The 17,547-nt window shown below is 48.4% G+C and carries 21 protein-coding genes; 10 read left to right on the top strand and 11 right to left on the bottom strand.

All coding sequences use genetic code 11. From position 1 onward, the window contains the following. Window positions 1–40: 40 nt before the first annotated feature. Window positions 41–421: a hypothetical protein gene (locus tag ACTS3T_RS15180; RefSeq protein WP_377966119.1), complete on the top strand. Its 381-nt coding sequence runs from the start codon at window positions 41–43 to the stop codon at window positions 419–421. On the opposite strand, the gene ACTS3T_RS15175 is transcribed toward ACTS3T_RS15180, so the two are convergent. Continuing rightward, complete coding sequence (locus ACTS3T_RS15175) at window positions 422–1,600, bottom strand: TRC40/GET3/ArsA family transport-energizing ATPase (RefSeq protein WP_377966121.1); 1,179 nt, start codon at window positions 1,598–1,600, stop codon at window positions 422–424. It abuts the gene before it with no gap. A 401-nt stretch (window positions 1,601–2,001) separates the two neighbouring features. Here ACTS3T_RS15175 and ACTS3T_RS15170 point away from each other — a divergent pair, with 401 nt between their 5' ends. After that, window positions 2,002–2,325, top strand: a complete 324-nt coding sequence (locus ACTS3T_RS15170) for a hypothetical protein (protein WP_377966123.1) — start codon at window positions 2,002–2,004, stop codon at window positions 2,323–2,325. A gap of 63 nt (window positions 2,326–2,388) precedes the next feature. Here the strand turns inward: ACTS3T_RS15170 and ACTS3T_RS15165 are convergent, their stop codons facing one another. The 4 genes from ACTS3T_RS15165 to accD form a co-directional block, all read right to left on the bottom strand. Continuing rightward, window positions 2,389–2,754 (bottom strand): nuclear transport factor 2 family protein, encoded by a 366-nt coding sequence (locus ACTS3T_RS15165; RefSeq protein ID WP_377966125.1) that lies wholly within the window; start codon window positions 2,752–2,754, stop codon window positions 2,389–2,391. A gap of 213 nt (window positions 2,755–2,967) precedes the next feature. Further along, a complete protein-coding gene (gene petE / locus ACTS3T_RS15160; RefSeq protein WP_377966127.1) occupies window positions 2,968–3,384 on the bottom strand; it encodes a plastocyanin in 417 nt (138 codons plus the stop codon). A 266-nt stretch (window positions 3,385–3,650) separates the two neighbouring features. Next, the gene (psbV, locus tag ACTS3T_RS15155) at window positions 3,651–4,178 is read right to left on the bottom strand and encodes a photosystem II cytochrome c-550 (protein ID WP_377966129.1); all 528 of its coding nucleotides are present in this window, start codon (window positions 4,176–4,178) and stop codon (window positions 3,651–3,653) included. Window positions 4,179–4,521: 343 nt separating this feature from the next. Then, on the bottom strand, window positions 4,522–5,463 hold the full coding sequence (gene accD, locus ACTS3T_RS15150; protein WP_377966131.1) for an acetyl-CoA carboxylase, carboxyltransferase subunit beta: 942 nt from the start codon (window positions 5,461–5,463) through the stop codon (window positions 4,522–4,524). 454 nt (window positions 5,464–5,917) lie between these two features. Here accD and ACTS3T_RS15145 point away from each other — a divergent pair, with 454 nt between their 5' ends. After that, the gene (locus ACTS3T_RS15145) at window positions 5,918–7,063 is read left to right on the top strand and encodes a squalene/phytoene synthase family protein (protein ID WP_377966133.1); all 1,146 of its coding nucleotides are present in this window, start codon (window positions 5,918–5,920) and stop codon (window positions 7,061–7,063) included. Between the two features lie 8 nt (window positions 7,064–7,071). Here the strand turns inward: ACTS3T_RS15145 and ACTS3T_RS15140 are convergent, their stop codons facing one another. The 3 genes from ACTS3T_RS15140 to ACTS3T_RS15130 all read right to left on the bottom strand — a co-directional run bounded on the left by ACTS3T_RS15140 (window position 7,072) and on the right by ACTS3T_RS15130 (window position 10,261). Continuing rightward, window positions 7,072–7,377, bottom strand: a complete 306-nt coding sequence (locus tag ACTS3T_RS15140; protein WP_377966135.1) for a thioredoxin domain-containing protein — start codon at window positions 7,375–7,377, stop codon at window positions 7,072–7,074. Between the two features lie 97 nt (window positions 7,378–7,474). Beyond that, the gene (locus ACTS3T_RS15135) at window positions 7,475–9,781 is read right to left on the bottom strand and encodes an ATP-dependent helicase (protein WP_377966137.1); all 2,307 of its coding nucleotides are present in this window, start codon (window positions 9,779–9,781) and stop codon (window positions 7,475–7,477) included. A 51-nt stretch (window positions 9,782–9,832) separates the two neighbouring features. After that, window positions 9,833–10,261, bottom strand: a complete 429-nt coding sequence (locus tag ACTS3T_RS15130) for a hypothetical protein (protein WP_462935241.1) — start codon at window positions 10,259–10,261, stop codon at window positions 9,833–9,835. Between the two features lie 257 nt (window positions 10,262–10,518). Between ACTS3T_RS15130 and clpS the strand changes: the two genes are divergently transcribed. From clpS to ACTS3T_RS15115, 3 genes are all read left to right on the top strand, one after another. Next, the gene (gene clpS, locus ACTS3T_RS15125; protein WP_377966141.1) at window positions 10,519–10,800 is read left to right on the top strand and encodes an ATP-dependent Clp protease adapter ClpS; all 282 of its coding nucleotides are present in this window, start codon (window positions 10,519–10,521) and stop codon (window positions 10,798–10,800) included. Between the two features lie 11 nt (window positions 10,801–10,811). Further along, window positions 10,812–11,669 carry a CPBP family intramembrane glutamic endopeptidase gene (locus ACTS3T_RS15120; protein WP_377966143.1) on the top strand — a complete coding sequence of 286 codons (858 nt, stop codon included), beginning with the start codon at window positions 10,812–10,814 and terminating at the stop codon, window positions 11,667–11,669. Window positions 11,670–11,734: 65 nt separating this feature from the next. Continuing rightward, window positions 11,735–11,887, top strand: coding sequence for a chlorophyll a/b-binding protein (locus ACTS3T_RS15115; protein WP_377966145.1), 153 nt, complete (start codon window positions 11,735–11,737; stop codon window positions 11,885–11,887). Window positions 11,888–11,990: 103 nt separating this feature from the next. Here ACTS3T_RS15115 and argF read toward each other — a convergent pair whose 3' ends face one another. Beyond that, complete coding sequence (gene argF, locus ACTS3T_RS15110) at window positions 11,991–12,914, bottom strand: ornithine carbamoyltransferase (RefSeq protein ID WP_377966147.1); 924 nt, start codon at window positions 12,912–12,914, stop codon at window positions 11,991–11,993. Window positions 12,915–13,155: 241 nt separating this feature from the next. Between argF and rplU the strand changes: the two genes are divergently transcribed. Continuing rightward, window positions 13,156–13,533 (top strand): 50S ribosomal protein L21, encoded by a 378-nt coding sequence (gene rplU / locus ACTS3T_RS15105; protein WP_377966149.1) that lies wholly within the window; start codon window positions 13,156–13,158, stop codon window positions 13,531–13,533. Window positions 13,534–13,607: 74 nt separating this feature from the next. Continuing rightward, a complete protein-coding gene (gene rpmA / locus ACTS3T_RS15100) occupies window positions 13,608–13,865 on the top strand; it encodes a 50S ribosomal protein L27 (RefSeq protein ID WP_377966151.1) in 258 nt (85 codons plus the stop codon). A 106-nt stretch (window positions 13,866–13,971) separates the two neighbouring features. Here the strand turns inward: rpmA and ACTS3T_RS15095 are convergent, their stop codons facing one another. Both ACTS3T_RS15095 and rsmI read right to left on the bottom strand, forming a co-directional pair. Continuing rightward, a complete protein-coding gene (locus tag ACTS3T_RS15095) occupies window positions 13,972–14,370 on the bottom strand; it encodes a hypothetical protein (RefSeq protein WP_377966153.1) in 399 nt (132 codons plus the stop codon). 192 nt (window positions 14,371–14,562) lie between these two features. Beyond that, window positions 14,563–15,456: a 16S rRNA (cytidine(1402)-2'-O)-methyltransferase gene (gene rsmI / locus ACTS3T_RS15090; RefSeq protein ID WP_377966155.1), complete on the bottom strand. Its 894-nt coding sequence runs from the start codon at window positions 15,454–15,456 to the stop codon at window positions 14,563–14,565. Window positions 15,457–15,468: 12 nt separating this feature from the next. Between rsmI and ACTS3T_RS15085 the strand changes: the two genes are divergently transcribed. Beyond that, window positions 15,469–16,371, top strand: coding sequence for a PfkB family carbohydrate kinase (locus ACTS3T_RS15085; protein WP_377966157.1), 903 nt, complete (start codon window positions 15,469–15,471; stop codon window positions 16,369–16,371). 79 nt (window positions 16,372–16,450) lie between these two features. Further along, window positions 16,451–17,419 carry a 3'(2'),5'-bisphosphate nucleotidase gene (locus tag ACTS3T_RS15080; RefSeq protein ID WP_377966159.1) on the top strand — a complete coding sequence of 323 codons (969 nt, stop codon included), beginning with the start codon at window positions 16,451–16,453 and terminating at the stop codon, window positions 17,417–17,419. The last annotated feature ends 128 nt before the right edge of the window (window positions 17,420–17,547 follow it).

Genomic DNA, 17,547 nt, shown 5'->3' with positions numbered 1-17,547 from the left:
TATCAGATCAAAGGTACTTATTTAACTCAGGGATACAGGCATGGAGAAAGCTGCCACAATTAGCTATGAGGCCGGAATTGCGGCTTTAGTCGGAGCCGGAATTGTGCTGGCTGGCTTTGCCTTTGCAGGTCACAAGTTAATTGGAGAAACGGCTTTTGCACCACGTTCTAGTAAGTTTCAGCAGCAGTGGAGCCAGGTACACAAAGCGATCGCCGTTTGGGATATGCAAACAGCCAAAGCTAATTTAGTGCCTCTTAGCCAAAGCCGAGACAAGTGCGTTGCTGAGTTTGCTAAACGCCTCAATAATCAGCTCAGCGAAGAGGGAGCAGAAGCTTTTCGCTCGGTTAACCCCCTCAAGCGATCGCTGAACGGAGATTGGGGTTGCGATTTAGAAGTCGTACCTTATGAGTTTTCTCCTTAGCTAAGCGACGGCAAATCGAATTTTTAAGTAGTCATTTTCTATCTTTGCTCCAGATGGCTGCAGCGCCGCTAGCGCCTGAGGAAGCACTAAATTACGACGATGATTGCCAATGCGAATATTGAGTTCGTCTGCCGTTTTACTCAATTCAACCTGATCTTTAGGAATACCCGGTAAGTAAACTTCTAAGCTATAGTGGTCAGCCTCTTGAACCACGCGCAACGTTGTTTCTTTGTAGTAAACCTGGGTTGGATCTTCTTCCGCGTAAAGTTCAGTCTTCAAACGCTGTAGCGCTGCTAGACCACACATCTCCTCAGAAAAGAGCGGTATTTCTTTGACGGGCAAAGGGCGAAAATTTTCGTGAATCTCGTGACGATAAGCTTGCTGCTGGTCTTTCCAACGTTGAAAGAAAGGATCCTGCACACTATCTGGAATGATACGGTTAGCAATAACTAAATCGGTGCCGACGTTATAAAGACTGAGATAAGCATGCGCCCGCAAAGACTCTTTGATCACCATTTTTTCAGGGTTAGTCACCAGCCTAACGGAGGTAGTCGCTGCATCGGTTAGCACTTTTTCGAGAGCCTCTAGCTGTTCGTAAAATTCATAGGGGGCATCCATGACTTCGGTTGTCGGTAATGAAAAACCAGCGACCGGACGAAAGAGCGGCTCTACCAAAGGACGCAGCGCTGCTGAAACGGCCTGAAACGGCTTGTAGAGGCGACGCATGTACCAGCCTGCCACTTCCGGCAAACTGAGCAATCGTAAAGCTGTACCCGTAGGGGCAGAGTCGATGATCAAAACGTCGTATTCGCCCTCGTCGTAGTGGCGTTTCATGCGAACAAGGCTAAAAATTTCGTCCATCCCAGGCAAAATAGCCAGTTCTTCGGCTTCAACGCCCTGTAAACCTCGCGCTTGCAAAACTTCGGTGATGTAGCGCTTAACGGCTCCCCAATTACCTTCAAGCTCCATCAGGGCATCTAGTTCTGCTCCCCACAGGTTAGGCTGAACCTGCTGAGGAGCATGCCCTAGCTCTAAATCAAAGCTATCTGCCAGAGAATGAGCCGGATCGGTGCTGAGAACTAGCGTCTTGTAGCCTAACTCAGCGCAGCGTAAACCCGTTGCCGCTGCAACAGAGGTTTTGCCTACACCTCCTTTTCCAGTCATGAGGATGACGCGCATAAAAGTTCTAGCCCTATCTCATAAACGTTACATTCTTTTACTTTATCGGTTTTATTGGGAAACTGGGCAAGATTTTGGCGCTTGTAACGTTTTTTCTCGATTTGAGAATTTACTTTTCTTGAAGCGATCGCTAGAGGTGATTAGCTGTCTTGTTTATATAGCGGGATTTGCCCTTAGCTGCACCGGGTTGAGCAACGGGGTCAAAACGGCTTACCTAATTCTCGTAGCTTCTAACACCTAGGCGGAATTGAGTAAAGCTTATGATAGATGAAACTTATATCATTTGCCTGATTAATTTTTCACAGCCTCAAAATATAATCAAAGAGCGTCTAGCTATTTAAGCAATGCTTACACTGCCCAATCAAAAAGTAAACCTTCCTGTTGCTGTCAAAGAAAAAAAGATGGCAGCAGAACGTATGCACGATGTGCATTTGATTTTGGAAAATCTTTTTATGCGGGAAGAGGCTAGCGTCAAGCTAATCTTAGATTGTCTTTACGATATCGGTTCCATCAACTTAATCAACGAAAGGTTTGCCAATCGCCCTTTGAATCGGGTGATGAAGCTAATTGCCAAAATGACAAAACCGGCTTTTCGATTTTTTGCAGTCCGCTGGTTTCAAAAGAACTGCCCTCGCCTCATTGCTGACTGGCTTTATACGCAGGTTGTTTTCTCTGGCGATTTCTTAAAAGCTTCTCCCATTCCAACACCGGATCCCGAAAGCTAGGCTGGTAGCTAAGCAAAGCAGATTGAGCAAAAATCTTATAGTCTTTTGAACTGACTCAAATACTTAAAGCTGATCAATATACTCTCGCCAATAAACGATTTTTCGCTGGCTGTTCAGCTCAATGATGATGGCATCTTCAGCCCGTTTTTGCTGACCTGTTTGGCGATTCGTTTCTTGCCACTGCCATTCGACTGCGATCGCATTGTTTTGCACTACAATTCTTTGAATCGTTATCTCAACTTGATGAGCGGCCGCAAAAAAGGCATTCGCTGATTGATAAACTTGCGATCGCCCTTGTAGTTGTTGACCCGGCACAACAAAGCGGCAGTCCTCAGCAAAATCAGCCACAATTTGTTCAGCATTAGCCGTTTCCCAGGCTTTTGCTTGGCGGCTGACCAGTGCTTGAGCATCGGTTGGAGAAAGAGGCATAGCAGCAGCTCAGCAATGAAAGGTCTACCCGTATTTGACAAAACAATCTGCTTATTCGGCCAGCCATTTCCAGCAACACATCCGCAAATAGCGATTGCCAGTAAGCAGGTGCCGATCCTTAACCAGACAAAACTAACCATATCGGGTTTTCTTAAAGCAAATGGGGACATGCAGCGCACATCCCCATCAAAGTTGGATAGCTTTTAAGGAAAATTACCCTTCTAGGACGACCTTACCAACCATACCCGCTCCCCGGTGAGGTGCGCAGTAGTAGCTGTACTCACCAGTGGGCATATCATCGGTGAAAGTGGTGGAATAAGACTCACCAGGAGCAAAGGTAAGCTGCTCGTGAGAAATCTTATCAGCCAAAGCTTTATCACCAGGGCTGTTTTTTTCGTCAAAGATAACGTTATGGGGGGCCATTTTATTGTTGACCCAGGTAACGGTATCACCAGGCTTAACGCTGATGCTGGCGGGTTCAAAAACCAGCAAACCTGCGTCAGATCCCATTTTTACTTCATAATTTTCTGCAGCAGCAGGCGCAGCACTCAGAAAAACAGTGCCTGCCACGATAGCGATCGCCGCGAGGGCAATGCTAAGGCTGCGGGAAATCCGGGCAATTAATTTCATGTTGACCTCTAAAGGTTGCATCTCAAAGGTTCTCCAAGGCAATATTCTATCTTGGATTCTAATAATTACCTTAACGAATCTATGGATTGAGACGGCGTTTGCAATTCAATTCCTAGAAAATTTAGCCGTTTTAATGATCAAAGCTGATGCCAGTCAACGCTGACTGGCACTGCGGTAGGCTAGCCTCTTCAGGTAGCGGGCTGCTTACTGGCAAAAACCAACTCCTCAATGAAAAGGTTGCTACCGCAGACACTGGCTGAACAACGCTAGATAGCCTCTGTTTCTTCTACTACTGCAGGTGCCGAATAACGGGCTTTGCCACCACCCCACATATCGCCAATAACCTTAGGCTGTAGCAGAATATGACCAGCGATCGCCACTAGATCATCTTCCGTGAGGCTGCGCATCTTGGGATAGATATCAGTACTCTTCAAGCTGGGGTGAATTTCTGAAATTTCCTCTAACCCGTCGTAGGTAGTGGGGTTCTTTAAGTAGTCCACAATTGCTTCAAGATTGTTGCGAGGCGGCAGAGCGCCCGCTAAAGCTTCAGGATCTAGGCCAACGTCAGGATTAGTTTTGGTAATGCCCGCAACGTGGCACGATCCACAAGCATAGTTAAACTGTCGGCGACCCCGGTTCACTTCCTCTAAGCTTAAAACGTAGGTATCCCCTTGCTCGTTAAGCTTCACAGTACGAGTCGCTTCATCTAGCTCAGCGGCAATTGCACTTGCGGAAAATAGGTGACCTGAGAAAAATAAAACAGCCGCAAGAAGCCAAATGCATCTTTTAAACATGGTTCTCCTCAAAGTGGCTCGGTTATCGTTATGCATCATTCAACACAGCGTGACCCATTGGTTAAGAGCTGTTTTCTGACAGCCAGCTAAGTGAGTTTGATCAATTTTCAAACCAAGATTTAGCTGCTCTATCGGATTTTGCTCTGCCAACTACCCAGTGATTTCTGTCCCAAAGTCTACAGGCAGGGCTGCACTGGGCGCTAACTGAGTCATTCCAGTATCACTATCATGCCACTGAAAGGGTCATTCCCAAAGTGTTCTGTTCGTTTTCGAGCAGAGCCACTATCTGCTGCAAACGTGTTTTTGATCTCGGCAGTTAAGCCAATCTTTCACCTAGCTGCTGCTAGCCAAAGTGAATAGAGGGCTGAATGCTAACCTGGTCAAAATGAACCGTCTCTTCTAGCGAAACTGACTCAGATGAACTGACAAAGGGTTGATGCAGGCGAATAAGCTGTGCCAAGGTTTGCTTAAGCTGGGTGCGCGGCACAATGATATCGACAAATCCATGCTTCAGCAGGTACTCAGCTGTTTGAAAATCGTCTGGTAACTTTTCTCTTAGAGTTTGCTCAACCACACGCCGACCCGCAAAACCAATCGTAGCTTGGGGTTCAGCAATAATAATGTCCCCCAGCATCGCAAAGCTAGCCGTCACCCCTCCAGTTGTTGGATGCGAAAGGACAGGAACATAAAGTAAACGCTGCGAACGATGTCGCTCTAGCGCAGCCGAAATTTTAGCCATTTGCATCAGGCTTAGCATCCCTTCCTGCATCCGAGCGCCACCAGAAGCGCAGACAATAATGACCGGGAGGCGATCGCGGGTGCCGTGTTCAATCAGTCGGGTTAGTTTTTCACCCACCACTGACCCCATGCTGCCGCCCATAAAGCGAAAGTCCATCACCCCTAGAGCAAAAGGCAACCCTTCGATTTCGCCAACTCCGGTTTGTACGGCGTCATTCAGGCCCGTCTTGCTTTGCATATCACGTAGGCGATCGCGATAAGCCTTGCGATCGCGAAACTTGAGCGGATCTTGCGGCCAAATATGATTATCCAATGGCTGCCAGGTAGTCGCATCGCTTAGCTGCTGAATCCGCTCATCGCTAAAGATACGATGATGATGACCACATTCTGGACAAACTTTTTGGTTGGTCTGGAGATCTTTGGTGTAGGTCAAAACACCGCAAGCCTCGCACTTTGTCCATAGACCGTCGGCAATTTCGCGCTCTTGGCGCTCCTTGCTGATAGGACCTGACTTTCTTCGATTTGCAAACCAGTCGAACAGGGACATGAAATCTTCTACCCTACTGCGATCACTGAAGCTCTATCTTCTATTTGCGGAAATTTCCCCTCAATCCGTAATAGAACTCTGATTTTAATCCTAATGGTTTCGATCCACGATATTGATCGATATCACAATTTTTGTTGCAGACCTGTAGGGTCAATCCCTACACATCTAAAAACCAAAAGACCTTTATGATAAGGGCTTACGCATAGTTTGTAAAAAATAGTAAACTTCTGGCCGTTGTCATCTCCTAATGCCCATAGCAACATTAGCTGTCAGCAGGGCAATAGGCTTTGGGGAGTAGGTGCCCGCTCAAGCCATTTAGGTAACCAGCGGAACACCCGGCATTCCACGGACAGGAGCCTGTAGCAGTAAAAACCTAAGTGATTATTGCGAGGCATTCTAGCAGCGGCTTGTTTATGCTTCAAGAAAGCAAATAGGGTGAGATCGATCTACCAAGATGACTTCTTTAAAGTTAGCAAGCTCCTCTGAATATGAGGCGATCGCGGATGACTCTCTTAAAGACGAGGACAATGCGGCTTGGTTAGTGCATCTAACGCCAGACGTTCAACAGGCATGGATAAAGCGCTTATACTGGCTGCGATGGATTGACCGACTAGCCGAACAAGATCAGCTACTGCAGCATGGCTCAGACTTTGAAACTTTTTATCAAGCTTGGAAGCACTTACTGCAAACAGGGCAAGTAACTAGCAGCCACCAACACTGGCAAATTCTCAACTATTTAGCTCAATTTGAGCCGCTAGAGACCGCTAAACAGAGCGCTACCTTGCAAGTTTGGGATCGCTATATCGAAGCCATGCGGGACTATCATCAGCCCAACCTAGCGATTAAAACCCTGCAAGACTATGAGCAAATGCTTGAACGGATAGCAGGCTCTTTCTTTCAATGTTTTCCCTTTGTCTCTGTTCAGCATCGACAGGCTATTTGCTACTTTGGCTTAGTCGATCAGTTTTACAATAACCTGCGCGACCTGCGTGAAGATGCCCTGCAAGGGGTTTGCTATTTTCCCGAAGAAGTCTTGACCAGTTTTAATGTTCAGCGGTCAGACATTGTATCCATGACCTGCTTCGACGATCCTAATTACTTTCGGATGATGCAGTTTTGGGTAGAAGAATATCTACCAACAGTTCGCCGCAAGACTTTAAGTTTGACCTTGGCAAAAGATTTGCATCCATCATGGGAATTGCTGAGGGACTGGTGTATTCACCGCTACAACCGGGTAGAGCGTGTCTTACAAAGCTGTCGCTACAATTTTCAGCAATTTCCGGAGCGATACTGGCCGGAAGTCCGGCAAGACTTAGCCAACCGCGCAGTTCCGCCGGCTGCTCAAAGAATTCAACGCGCTTACAGGCTCTCAGAAGTTTCTCGCTTTCTGCGATTAAGTCCTGTTGTGATTAAGACCATGCAAGCAGGGTTGCAAATTTTGGAACAGTGGCCTCTTAAAGAGACAGCTAATCGCTTTTCACAAGTAAGAGCTACTTCTCATACTTTGACGAAAGGCTCATCACAACTCTCTTTGACGCTAGTATTGAAATCTCAAAAAGCATGGGAAATGGTTTCCCATGCGGCTCAAACTAGAGGTTAAATCATTAGCTATCCCAAAATGGTTTGTAAGCGCTGGCGAAACTCACCCTTAGGATGCCCGCCTTTAACTTCACCCAAAATATGAAAGTCTGACTCTGGATTTTCGCAAATTAGATAGGTGGGCCAGCCCATTTCAGATTTGTCAGGATACTGAGTCAGTAAAATTTTTCGATATTTGCGATAGGTTGCCGTATCTTGCATTTTGATATCAACGAAGTCGAGTCCTAGTTCTTGAGCGACTTTCTGATCGTAAAAAGACATTTTGTGGCATATGCCACAGTCTTCAGAAGAAAACTTGAGAACGGTTAAAGTCATAGTGCCATCGGGTATGGAATCACAATTGATTCTATATAACTTCAGCAAACGTCTGCTGGTCAGAGGTTTTGTGAATTTTTATCCGTCCAATCTCAATTTAGGCTTGAGCGTTGAATTGGCGCTGCAACGCTACCAGGGCTGGGCTTGGTTGCGCCGTTTGCAGCTTTTCGGGCTTGCTCCAGCTAAAGGGGGCTTTTTTGGCCGCCGATAGCCAAAGTAAGCGTTTGGCCCGTGTCATGGCTACGTAAAGTAAACGAAATTCTTCAGCTTGCTTAAGCTGTATAGCGTTTTGCCAAGCCGCTTGCAGGTTAAGTGAAGGCTTTCCTGCAGAAACCCATTGGGCATGGAGATGAGTTCGAATTTGCGATCGCGCAACTTCAGCAAAGCCAAATTCGCCCAGAAACTTTGTTTGTGGCGGTACCCAAGGCTGACCAGGGATCGTCTGTTCGTGCAAAAAAGGAATAAAAACAGCATCCCAGTCTAGACCTTTCGCTTTGTGCATAGTCATTAGGGTTAGCTGCCTGGGTCGAGTATAGATAGAGTCGATGTCTTCCGTTTCAACTGCCTCAAAGCGTTCAGAGTCAACAATTTCTTGTAGCGCCTGAAGCATAGCTGTAAGACTATTCTCGCCAAAGGTCTGCTGCACCAGGCGAGTCGCTAGCTTGTCAGCAGTAGCCAACTCACTTTGGTTGTACTGTAACGTTAGCCCCAAAAAAGGAATTAGATGATAGGAAGGGAGTTCTAAGCGAGCCCGCAAAATTGCACGGCAATAGCGTCGGGCTTGCTGAGCAGCTTCACTGTTCAAATCAGCGTCAAGCGGCCCCGGATAAAGAAACTGCTCTGGCTGACTGACAAGCTGATTGAGATCTTGAGTGGGAAGGCACTGCCGTTTGACTAAAATTTGCAGACCAGCTTTGAGGCGGGTAGATGAGTGAGGACGTTCTAAAAGCTTCAGCATTGCCAGCATTTCGACAGGAATATCAGACTGGCGATCGCGTTCACCTACATCATACAAACGGATACCTAGACGTTCTAGGTCTACACCTAGCATTGCCGGATCTTGCAGTAAGCGACGAATAAAGCGACCTTGCCGATACTCGCGCACCAAGATAGCAGCGTTGCCCTCCGGATTGGCTGACATCAAATCGACAACGCGCTGGCCTATCAGCTTAACGGTTTGCTCAATATTCTCAGGGCGATAAATTTCTACACCTCGACCAATCGCCGCTGGATTGGCGTTGGGCTGTGGATCACCAGGAGCAACCGCTTTAATCTGCTGGTATCGAAAGGGGGTTGGTTCTGCTGGGTAGGTTTGGTTGACCCAAAGCAATAAATTATTAGCGGCTCGCATAATGGCTACAGCACTGCGACCCGCTTGCTCAATTGTCGCTAGCCGACTTTGCTGCTGACAGGCTTGACAAAACTGATTGAAAAAGACGGGATCAGCAGGGGTAAAGGTTGAGTTGATGGCCTGGTTCGGATCGCCAACTCGGACTAAGTTGGGCGCTTGATCTGGCGCTTGGGCATTACTAGCCAAAATTTCTAAAAGCCGGGTTTGCAAAGGTGAAGAATCTTGAGCTTCATCTTCAAACACCGCAAAAAATCGAGTTTGCCAAAACTCGCGGGTGGCTGTATCTTCCAACACCCTTAGGGCTGATAAAACCATGTCGTCATAGTCAATTAGCTGGCGTTGCTGCAATAGGGCTTGATAGGTTTCATATAGCCCAGCCGCAACGGTCAAAATAGGGTAATCTGCACTACCTTCAGACAGCTCTTTTGTTAGCTGGGTATTAATTTGAGCTAAGGCCAATGGTGTCAAACCAGAACTTTTGGCTTCGTGGATAACAGTGCTGGCGAGTTCAGGCAAGACCTCTGTGCGGAGAACAGACTGCCGCCTCAAGCGCTCGGTTTCTTCGCCATCAAACTGCTGTCCTTCGATTAGCTGCTGATAAAGCCTGGGATGATTGACAATCCACTGCTCGACGCTAGCGCGAATCAGCCGATGCCCGCGACTGGGAGAAACCAAATTGAGAGTGTCTAGATAAATGCCTGATAAGTCAGGATTGCGAGTGGCAATATTCAGCGCGAGTCCGTGCAGAGTAAAAACAACAAAGCTGTTTTGTGGCAGTGCTAACTTTTTGAGGTAGTAGCGAACTTTGGCTTTGAGGTTGGCGGCAGCCGAGCGCGTAAATGTTACCAACACAAGCTGCTGACGAGCATGAAGCTGATAGCGGGCGATCGCGATCGCGGCACCGACAGCCATACCTGTTGATTTGCCGGAACCCGGAACAGCCGAGACTGCCAATGGGCCACCTTGCCAGTCGGCCAGAGCTTGTTGCCCCGGACGCAGCGCTGCTCGGAGTTGGGCAAGGGTAGATTGGCGATCTTCAAGACTGATAGACATAAAGCAGCAAGTATGAGCTAAAGAGTAGCGATCGCGCTGGCAAGAAATTGCTTACATGTTAGGAAGGTCTTTTTCGCTACGGGGCGAATTCACAGATTGGGAACTTTGTTTAGCAAAAAGCTGAGGATACGCTCGCCAAACTTGCTGGATAAAGTGACGCAAGTGCTGGAGACTCAGCTGATGACGGCGACTATCCGGCGGTAAAGCTTGCGCTTGACCTAGCAATGTTAGAACCTCAACATCTAAAGCAGGTTGAAACAGGTCAACGGGCCAGAGTAAATCAGGCCCTTCTTGCAGCGGATACAGTTCTAGCGCAGCCTCAGGCGTCAACCAATCCCGTTCTTCGCCAGAAGGCCCCGTGACTAGCAGCAAAGGTCTAGCCCAGCAAAGACGCCGAGCCGGAACCACATCGATTGCTTCCGCATAGAGGCGATTGACCTGATGTTCTAAAACAATAATTTGATGAGGACGAATTGACACAGCGTTTTCACCAGTCATGCACAATAGTAGCTAAAGACCTCCTAAGCTCAGAATTGGGGAGTGAAATAATAGCCGAAAGCCTCTCTATCCCAGTATGCGTTGAGGCATTAATGATTGTGGTTGTCAGGAACTGATTTCTTCGTTTAGCCTGAAGAGAAAGTCAACTAATATCGATCAGCAGGAAAGTCTGTTTCTGCCTGAAGCAGGATTCTTGCAGCGTAAACCTAATCAAGCTAATCAAGGAAGGGGTATAAACAGTGTCTGTTGAAACGATCGAAAAGCGTTCAACGACTCGCAAGCTAGCACCGCGCTATCGCGTCCTGCTGCATAACGACGACTATAACTCAATGGAGCATGTTGTCGAAGCTCTGATGAAGACGGTTTCTAGCCTGACAATGCCTCAGGCGGTTGATATTATGATGCAGGCTCATACCAAGGGCGTGGCACTGGTGATTACCTGTGCGTTAGAACATGCTGAGTTTTACTGCGAAGGGCTGCGAGGGCAGGGTTTAACCAGTACGATTGAGCCAGAAGAGTAGGAAGATAAGGATTGAAAATTAACTGGCTAGCGATCGCCCGCCAAAGTGCGCCAGTCAGAATTGGGCTTTTTCTGGCTATCTTGTTGTTGATTTGGGGGCCGATTGCGATCGCAATGGCTCTGCTTGCTAGCTGGTATCAGTCTGAGCGCATTTTTATTGTTGCTCTGATTTTGCTGTATTTGATTTTTTTGGGGCTACTGCGGGGCTGGGGACGACAAGCTTACGGCTTGCTCCGTCCCCTGTCCTACTATGGTTTGACGTTTTCGGTTCGCACCGCTTTTTGGTTTTTGATCACTTTTTTAGTTGGGGCGACCGGGGTAGGCATTTTGTTCACGTTAGAGGTTGGGCTAGGTTGGGCTGAATTAGTGCCAACCAGCCACCTAGAGCGAATTGCGCTGGAAGGTTTAGTGACAGCGATTGGCGTCGGGTGGGCGGAGGAGATTTTTTTTCGGGGCTGGCTGCTGGGTGAGCTAGAGAAAGATTACTCACCCGCGATCGCGCTTTTTAGCAGTAGCTTAATATTTGCGCTGGCTCATTTTATCCGGCCCATTTCAGCGATTCTAGCTACGTGGCCCCAGTTTTTCGGCCTGCTAGTTTTGGGGATGGCTTTGGTTTGGGCCAAGCGGGCTACGACTAATCGATCTCACCTGCCAGCCGGAGATCTAGCTGCTCCGGCTGGCTTACATGCCGGACTAGTTTGGGCTTATTACGTGGTCGATGTGAGCGACTGGATCGTTTCCTCAAACCAAGTTCCGGATTGGATTACCGGAATTGGCGGCAATCCGCTTGCAGGAGGCTTAGGGTTACTATTGCTGAGTGCGATCGCTTTGAGCTTTCGCAGTATTCGCTGGCAGGGGATGCAGCCCTGAGAATCAACGCATAGCTTCGTCAACCAAGCTATAATCGTTAACAATTGTTAACTTTTCCAAGCACTATGACGCCACCCCAAAAACCCACCTATCGCCTTGGTTTTACCCCGGCTGCAGAGAGACTCAATGGTCGTTTAGCCATGCTCGGCTTTGTCACCGCTGTCGTCATCGAACTGGTTTCCGGCGAGGGCGTTCTCCAGTTTCTAGGCATCCTTTAAAAACTCGACTGCTTTATCACTTCGTTTTTGTTTTGCTTAAAGCGAAAGCACTCCTGTTAGCAAGCAGTTGACCGAACCGTCAGCCAAACTTCAAGTAGGCACTTCAAACTCCACCTAGCAAGGCAGCTAATAAGGCTTTTTGAGCATGTAAGCGGTTCTCAGCTTGATCCCAGATGCGAGATTGAGAGCCTTCGATGACTTCTTCAGTGATTTCTTCTCCCCGGTGAGCAGGTAGACAATGCAAAACGATCGCATTTGGGTCAGCCTGCTTAATCAAATGGCTATTAATTTGATAAGCCTGGAAAAGGGGAATGCGGGCATCAGCGGAGTCTTCTTGGCCCATACTTGCCCAAACATCGGTATAAAGGACTTGAGCCTTGGCTACAGCCGCTTCAGCATCCTGTGTTACCAAAACTTGACTGCGATCGCCAGCGATCGCTTTGGCTTGCTGAGTAACACTTTCATCCGGCTGATAGCCTATCGGCGTAGCCACAATCACATTCATACCTACTAGCGCACAGCCAAGCATAAGGGAGTGAGCAACATTGTTACCATCTCCTAGGTAAGTCAACGTTAACCCTGCCAAATCGTCGAAGTTTTCCTGAATTGTCAGTAAGTCAGCCAAAATCTGACAGGGATGTTCGAGATCTGTTAGAGCATTAATGACGGGAATATCCGCATACTGAGCAAACTTGGCTAGTTCTGTCTGCTCGAAGGTGCGTATAGCCAAAACATCTAGATAGCGATCCAGCACTCTAGCAGTATCAATAGTGGGTTCTCCACGGCTGATTTGGGTAACGCTGGCATTCAGGTCAATCACCTGCCCTCCCAATTGATACATAGCGGCTGAAAAGCTTACACGAGTACGCGTAGATGCTTTTTGAAATAGCAAACCCAGTACTTTGCGGGGGCACCTTAGCTCGATACTGCCGCTTTTTAAGTTCGCCGCTAATCCGAGTAGCGATTTGATCTCGGTTGCGCTTAAATCAGCAATGCTCAACAGGTCTCGCCCTTTCAAAGACTCCATATTTGTCCCTGACGCCAATAGTAAAAATTAAAACCTACCAGATTTCAGCAAAATAAGCCTAGCCATCTACAAGTTTTGCTTCAGAAGACGACCCATCGAACCTTGACAAAAGCTAGCAAAAGTCGTCATAGTAATTAATTGTCTGTTTAATTTTGACTCGGATCAGGTATCACTCAAAAAGCTGCAATTGAGAGCTACTTTTAGGACAGCTACCTGTACGGCAAGGAGATTATATTTCAGCATGGCTTACGCAATTATTGAGACGGGTGGCAAACAACTGCGAGTAGAACCCGGTCGCTTCTATGACGTCGATCGCTTGCCGATTGAGGCAGATGAGCAACTTACCATCGATCGCGTTCTTTTTGTTGCTTATGATGACGGCGTAAGTATTGGCCAGCCTGTGGTTGAGAACGCAACCGTTGCCGCTACCGTCATGAGCCATCTAAGAGGCCGCAAGGTCATCGTATACAAAATGCGTCCCAAGAAAAAGACGCGCAAAAAGCAAGGGCATCGTCAAGAGTTGACTCGTCTGATGATTGATTCCATCAGCGTTAATGGCCAAACGTTTTCAGCAGAAGCGGCAGAGGCTACAGCAGATAGTGATGAGTCTGAAGAGTAAACTCAAAACGAACGCTTGAGTGGGTAGCGCTAGCGTTAACCGCTAAAATTGAGTTCTAAGCAAAAGGGGATAATATGGCTCATAAGAAAGGAACCGGAAGTACTCGAAACGGTCGCGACTCAAATGCCCAGCGACTAGGCGTTAAGCGCTTTGGTGGTCAAGCCGTGCGGGCAGGCAATATTTTGATTCGCCAGCGAGGTACCAAGTACCATCCTGGTAATAATGTTGGTCGGGGTGGCGATGACACCCTATTTGCGCTCATTGACGGCGTCGTTACTTTTGAGCGTAAAGGCCGCAGTGGTAAAAAAGTAAGCGTTTATCCGGCTGCCTAAGCTACGTGCGCCAGCACTGGGTTGCTCAAATTCAAGGCAACAAAAAGGTGAGTAAGCTCTTTTGTCTTACTCACCTTTTTAGTAACGAAATTTAGTTCAATCTAGGCTAATCAAGATAGCCCATCAAGGCAGCTGGATCTTCATCAATATCGTTAGAAGCAATCGGACGATTACCAGGCAACATGCCAATATCAGAAATCACCAGCTTGCTGACACCTACAGGACGATGGCCCGGTAAGGTGTCAATACTAGCAATTTCAAAAGTATCTTCCATGACAGGCCGTCTGCCCGCTGCTGACAACATATGAGCAACGTGGAGGTTAGAAGCAGTAATAGGGCGATTGTTGGGCAGGGTGTTGGTTGAGAGTAGCCGAGTATTATCGGCTAAAACAACCATTTCTTCGTGCTTGATGTCGGCTCTGACCAAGCCACCCTTAGTCTCTTTACCTTTGTCTTGGTTGGGTTCAGGTTTTCCGTTAGTTTCTGTATCGGTTGCGTTACTCATGCGCTAATCCCCCCAGCTATGATGATGGTTATGCTTTTCAGTAAAAAAGTTGTCTTTTAAGATTGAGTTTACAAGACCCTGTCTACTAGCGATCTGCGAGTTGAGATTTGGCTAGCAAGGATGAAGCTTAAGAAAATATTATAGGTGAAAACCTTCCCTATTTACTTTACGAAAGCTAATCTCAGCGATAACTTACGGCTTATGGCCGCGATCGGGGTTTAGCTTAGCCACCTCAGCGACAGGCAAAGCTAGCGCTAGCTGATAAACTTCTTGACGAGAGAGATGACTTTGTTGGGCAACTTGGCGACTGGCTTGCGATCGCGACAAACCTTGAGCAATCAATTCACTTAAGGCAGCTTTTATATCTGCCTCACTAGCTATGGGATAGCTGGGTGCTGAAGCACCTGCTATCACAAGGGTAAATTCTCCCTTTGGGGGGGTTGCGGCGTAATGGGCGATCGCTTCATTGATCGTTCCTGACCAAAATTCCTCATAGCGCTTAGTCAATTCACGAGCCGTGACCATGAGGCGATCGCTCCCTAATATCTCGGCTAGATCAGCTAATGTCTTTTCGATCCGGTGGGGAGCTTCGTAAACAATCAGAGTGCGCGTTTCGGCTTGCAGGGCTTGCAGGCGATCGCGCCTAGCTTTACCCTTCACAGGCAAGAAACCTTCAAACACAAAGCGATCGGTGGGCAAGCCAGAAGCAGCGATTGCGGTTATGGCTGCGGTCGCTGCTGGAATGGGAATGACGGGTAAGTTTTGCTGGCGACAGGCTTTGACCAATTCGTAGCCGGGATCTGAAATTCCGGGCATCCCGGCATCAGAAACTAAGGCAACGGCCTTGCCCTGCTGGAGTTGCTGCAAAATCTCAGGAATCCGCTGCGGCTGGTTATGTTCGTGATAGCTGATCTGGGGCGTTTTAATCTGGTAGTGGTGCAGCAGTTTACCCGTATGCCGGGTATCTTCAGCGGCTATCAGCGCCACCCCACTGAGGACGCGCACTGCTCGAAAGGTCATGTCTTCTAAATTGCCGATGGGCGTTCCGACAATATAGAGCGCTCCTGGCATTAAATCAGCGTTCACAAGGTTAGTTAAATGAGTGAACAGTCTAAACAGGGTCTTTTCGTCGGCTTGACAACCCTCGACTTAATCTATCAGGTTCCTCAGGTACCGCAGGCAAATCAGAAGCTAGTGGCTCAAGCTAGTTTGATTGCTGCCGGAGGGCCAGCTACCAATGCAGCGATCGCCTTTCAAGCTTTGGGCAATACAGCCTGTCTAGTCAGCAGGCTAGGTCTACATGCCTTGGCAGCATTGCTGAAGCAAGACCTCCAGCAATGGCAAATTCAGTTACTCGATCTGATGCCACAGTCTGCGCAGATGCCGCCCGTTTCTTCTATCTTAGTGACGGCTGCGACAGGCGATCGCGCAGTGATTTCTCGTAATGCCGTAAGTTTGCAGGTAGAGGCGCGTCATTTACTCCCCCTACCTTCAGCCGATATTGTGCTGATTGACGGGCACCAGATGGCGGTGAGTCAGGCCATAGCGCAGCAAGCCCAACGTCAGCAAATTCCAGTGGTCATTGACGGCGGCAGTTGGAAACCGGGCTTTGAGCGGGTCTTGCCTTATGCTACCTACGTCATCTGCTCAGAAAACTTTCGTCCCCCCGATTGTCATACCACAACGGATGTTGTGGCCTATCTGCGCGAGTTAGGTCTTGCAAAAGTTGCCATAACTCACGGCGATCGCCCGATTGAATTTTGGCAAGACTCAACTCAAGGTAGCCTTGCCGTTCCATCGGTTAGCGTGGTAGATACGCTAGGAGCAGGGGACATTTTTCACGGAGCCTTTTGCCATTGGATTTTGCAGCCTCAAATCTCCTTTAGCCAAGCCTTAAAGCAAGCTGCCCAAGTGGCTGCTTTTTGCTGCCAATTTTGGGGCACCCGCGAGGGACTGATTCGTCTCCAACAGACGGGCGGCCAGAGCTTAAAGTTTGAGTAAAAAAGATGCAGAAATCTACGGCTAATCTATCAGCCCGACAGTAGACTAGAGCAGAAAACTACTCCACTGATATAGCTGCATGGTCTACGACACCGAAAAACAAGTTGCGATTAAAGCCGCGATCGCGGCTGCTAAGCTCTGTCAGCAAGTCCGACAGCAGGAGATCACGCCAGAGGCTATCCAAAAGAAAGATCGCAGCCCAGTGACGATCGCTGATTTTGGTGCGCAGGCACTCATCTGTCAGGCGTTGGCAGCCGCTTTTCCTAGCGATCCAGTGGTGGGCGAAGAAGACGCGGCCACATTACGCCAAGCCGAGATGAGCGATCAGTTAGCCAAGGTGACGCAATATGTGCAGGCCATCGAGCCAACGGCAACACCTGAAACGGTAGTAGATTGGATTGATCACGGCAATGGTCAAGTGACCTCCCGTTATTGGACACTAGATCCAATTGACGGCACCAAGGGCTTTTTGCGTGGCGATCAGTATGCGGTGGCCTTGGCTTTGATCGAAGCGGGAGACATCAAGGTGGGGGTGCTGGCTTGTCCTGCGCTAGAAATGAGCGGACAGCAAGGCGTAGTTTTGGTTGCGGTTCGCGGCCAGGGTACCGAGCTGCTAACGATGGCAGGTCAGCCTGTAAAGTCCGTGCAGGTAGCTAGCCCTGAGGATAAAGAGCGGCTGAGGTTTGTAGAAAGTGTCGAGTCGGGCCACGGTGATCAATCACAGCAATCAGCGGTGGCTAAAGCGGTTGGCATCACAGCAGACTCGATCCGCATGGACAGTCAGGCCAAGTACGCGGCTGTGGCAATGGGCGAAGCCGGGTTATATCTGCGCTTGCCATCGCCCAAGTCGCCTGATTACCGCGAAAAAATTTGGGATCACGCCGCAGGCGTTTTAGTGGTAGAAGAAGCCGGAGGCCGCGTTAGCGATATGAACGGCAAGCCGTTAAATTTTGCTCAAAGCGATCGCATGCAAGATAACCGTGGTGTAGTAGTGAGCAATGGTACCATTCATGACACGGTTTTAAAGGCTTTAGCTGCTAGCCCTTAGTTTTCTCCTGGTTGCTGCCTCCGATGGATTACAGCTAAGTTAGAAAGCTAAGGGCAGAAGAAAAGCTTTGCTGTCAGAGGCTTGCAGCCATTTGAGTCTCTTAACGCTGGCGGCTACAGCTATAGCCT

It is taken from the genome of Almyronema sp., assembly GCF_052168255.1.
Lineage (GTDB): Bacteria > Cyanobacteriota > Cyanobacteriia > Phormidesmidales > Phormidesmidaceae > Sphaerothrix > Sphaerothrix epifaneia.
Note: the sequence above shows the minus strand (reverse complement) of the source record. Positions and strands in the feature narration are given on the sequence as shown.

Bases quoted from the DNA above. Each gene is read 5' to 3' on its own strand.
- rplU (WP_377966149.1), top strand. From the start codon at position 13,156: ATGGCTTACGCAATTATTGAGACGGGTGGCAAACAACTGCGAGTAGAA.
- argF (WP_377966147.1), bottom strand. From the start codon at position 12,914: ATGGAGTCTTTGAAAGGGCGAGACCTGTTGAGCATTGCTGATTTAAGC.
- petE (WP_377966127.1), bottom strand. From the start codon at position 3,384: ATGAAATTAATTGCCCGGATTTCCCGCAGCCTTAGCATTGCCCTCGCG.
- ACTS3T_RS15140 (WP_377966135.1), bottom strand. From the start codon at position 7,377: ATGACTTTAACCGTTCTCAAGTTTTCTTCTGAAGACTGTGGCATATGC.
- ACTS3T_RS15135 (WP_377966137.1), bottom strand. From the start codon at position 9,781: ATGTCTATCAGTCTTGAAGATCGCCAATCTACCCTTGCCCAACTCCGA.
- rpmA (WP_377966151.1), top strand. From the start codon at position 13,608: ATGGCTCATAAGAAAGGAACCGGAAGTACTCGAAACGGTCGCGACTCA.
- ACTS3T_RS15095 (WP_377966153.1), bottom strand. From the start codon at position 14,370: ATGAGTAACGCAACCGATACAGAAACTAACGGAAAACCTGAACCCAAC.
- ACTS3T_RS15115 (WP_377966145.1), top strand. From the start codon at position 11,735: ATGACGCCACCCCAAAAACCCACCTATCGCCTTGGTTTTACCCCGGCT.
- ACTS3T_RS15175 (WP_377966121.1), bottom strand. From the start codon at position 1,600: ATGCGCGTCATCCTCATGACTGGAAAAGGAGGTGTAGGCAAAACCTCT.
- ACTS3T_RS15165 (WP_377966125.1), bottom strand. From the start codon at position 2,754: ATGCCTCTTTCTCCAACCGATGCTCAAGCACTGGTCAGCCGCCAAGCA.
- ACTS3T_RS15170 (WP_377966123.1), top strand. From the start codon at position 2,002: ATGGCAGCAGAACGTATGCACGATGTGCATTTGATTTTGGAAAATCTT.
- ACTS3T_RS15145 (WP_377966133.1), top strand. From the start codon at position 5,918: ATGACTTCTTTAAAGTTAGCAAGCTCCTCTGAATATGAGGCGATCGCG.
- psbV (WP_377966129.1), bottom strand. From the start codon at position 4,178: ATGTTTAAAAGATGCATTTGGCTTCTTGCGGCTGTTTTATTTTTCTCA.
- ACTS3T_RS15085 (WP_377966157.1), top strand. From the start codon at position 15,469: ATGAGTGAACAGTCTAAACAGGGTCTTTTCGTCGGCTTGACAACCCTC.
- ACTS3T_RS15080 (WP_377966159.1), top strand. From the start codon at position 16,451: ATGGTCTACGACACCGAAAAACAAGTTGCGATTAAAGCCGCGATCGCG.
- accD (WP_377966131.1), bottom strand. From the start codon at position 5,463: ATGTCCCTGTTCGACTGGTTTGCAAATCGAAGAAAGTCAGGTCCTATC.
- ACTS3T_RS15180 (WP_377966119.1), top strand. From the start codon at position 41: ATGGAGAAAGCTGCCACAATTAGCTATGAGGCCGGAATTGCGGCTTTA.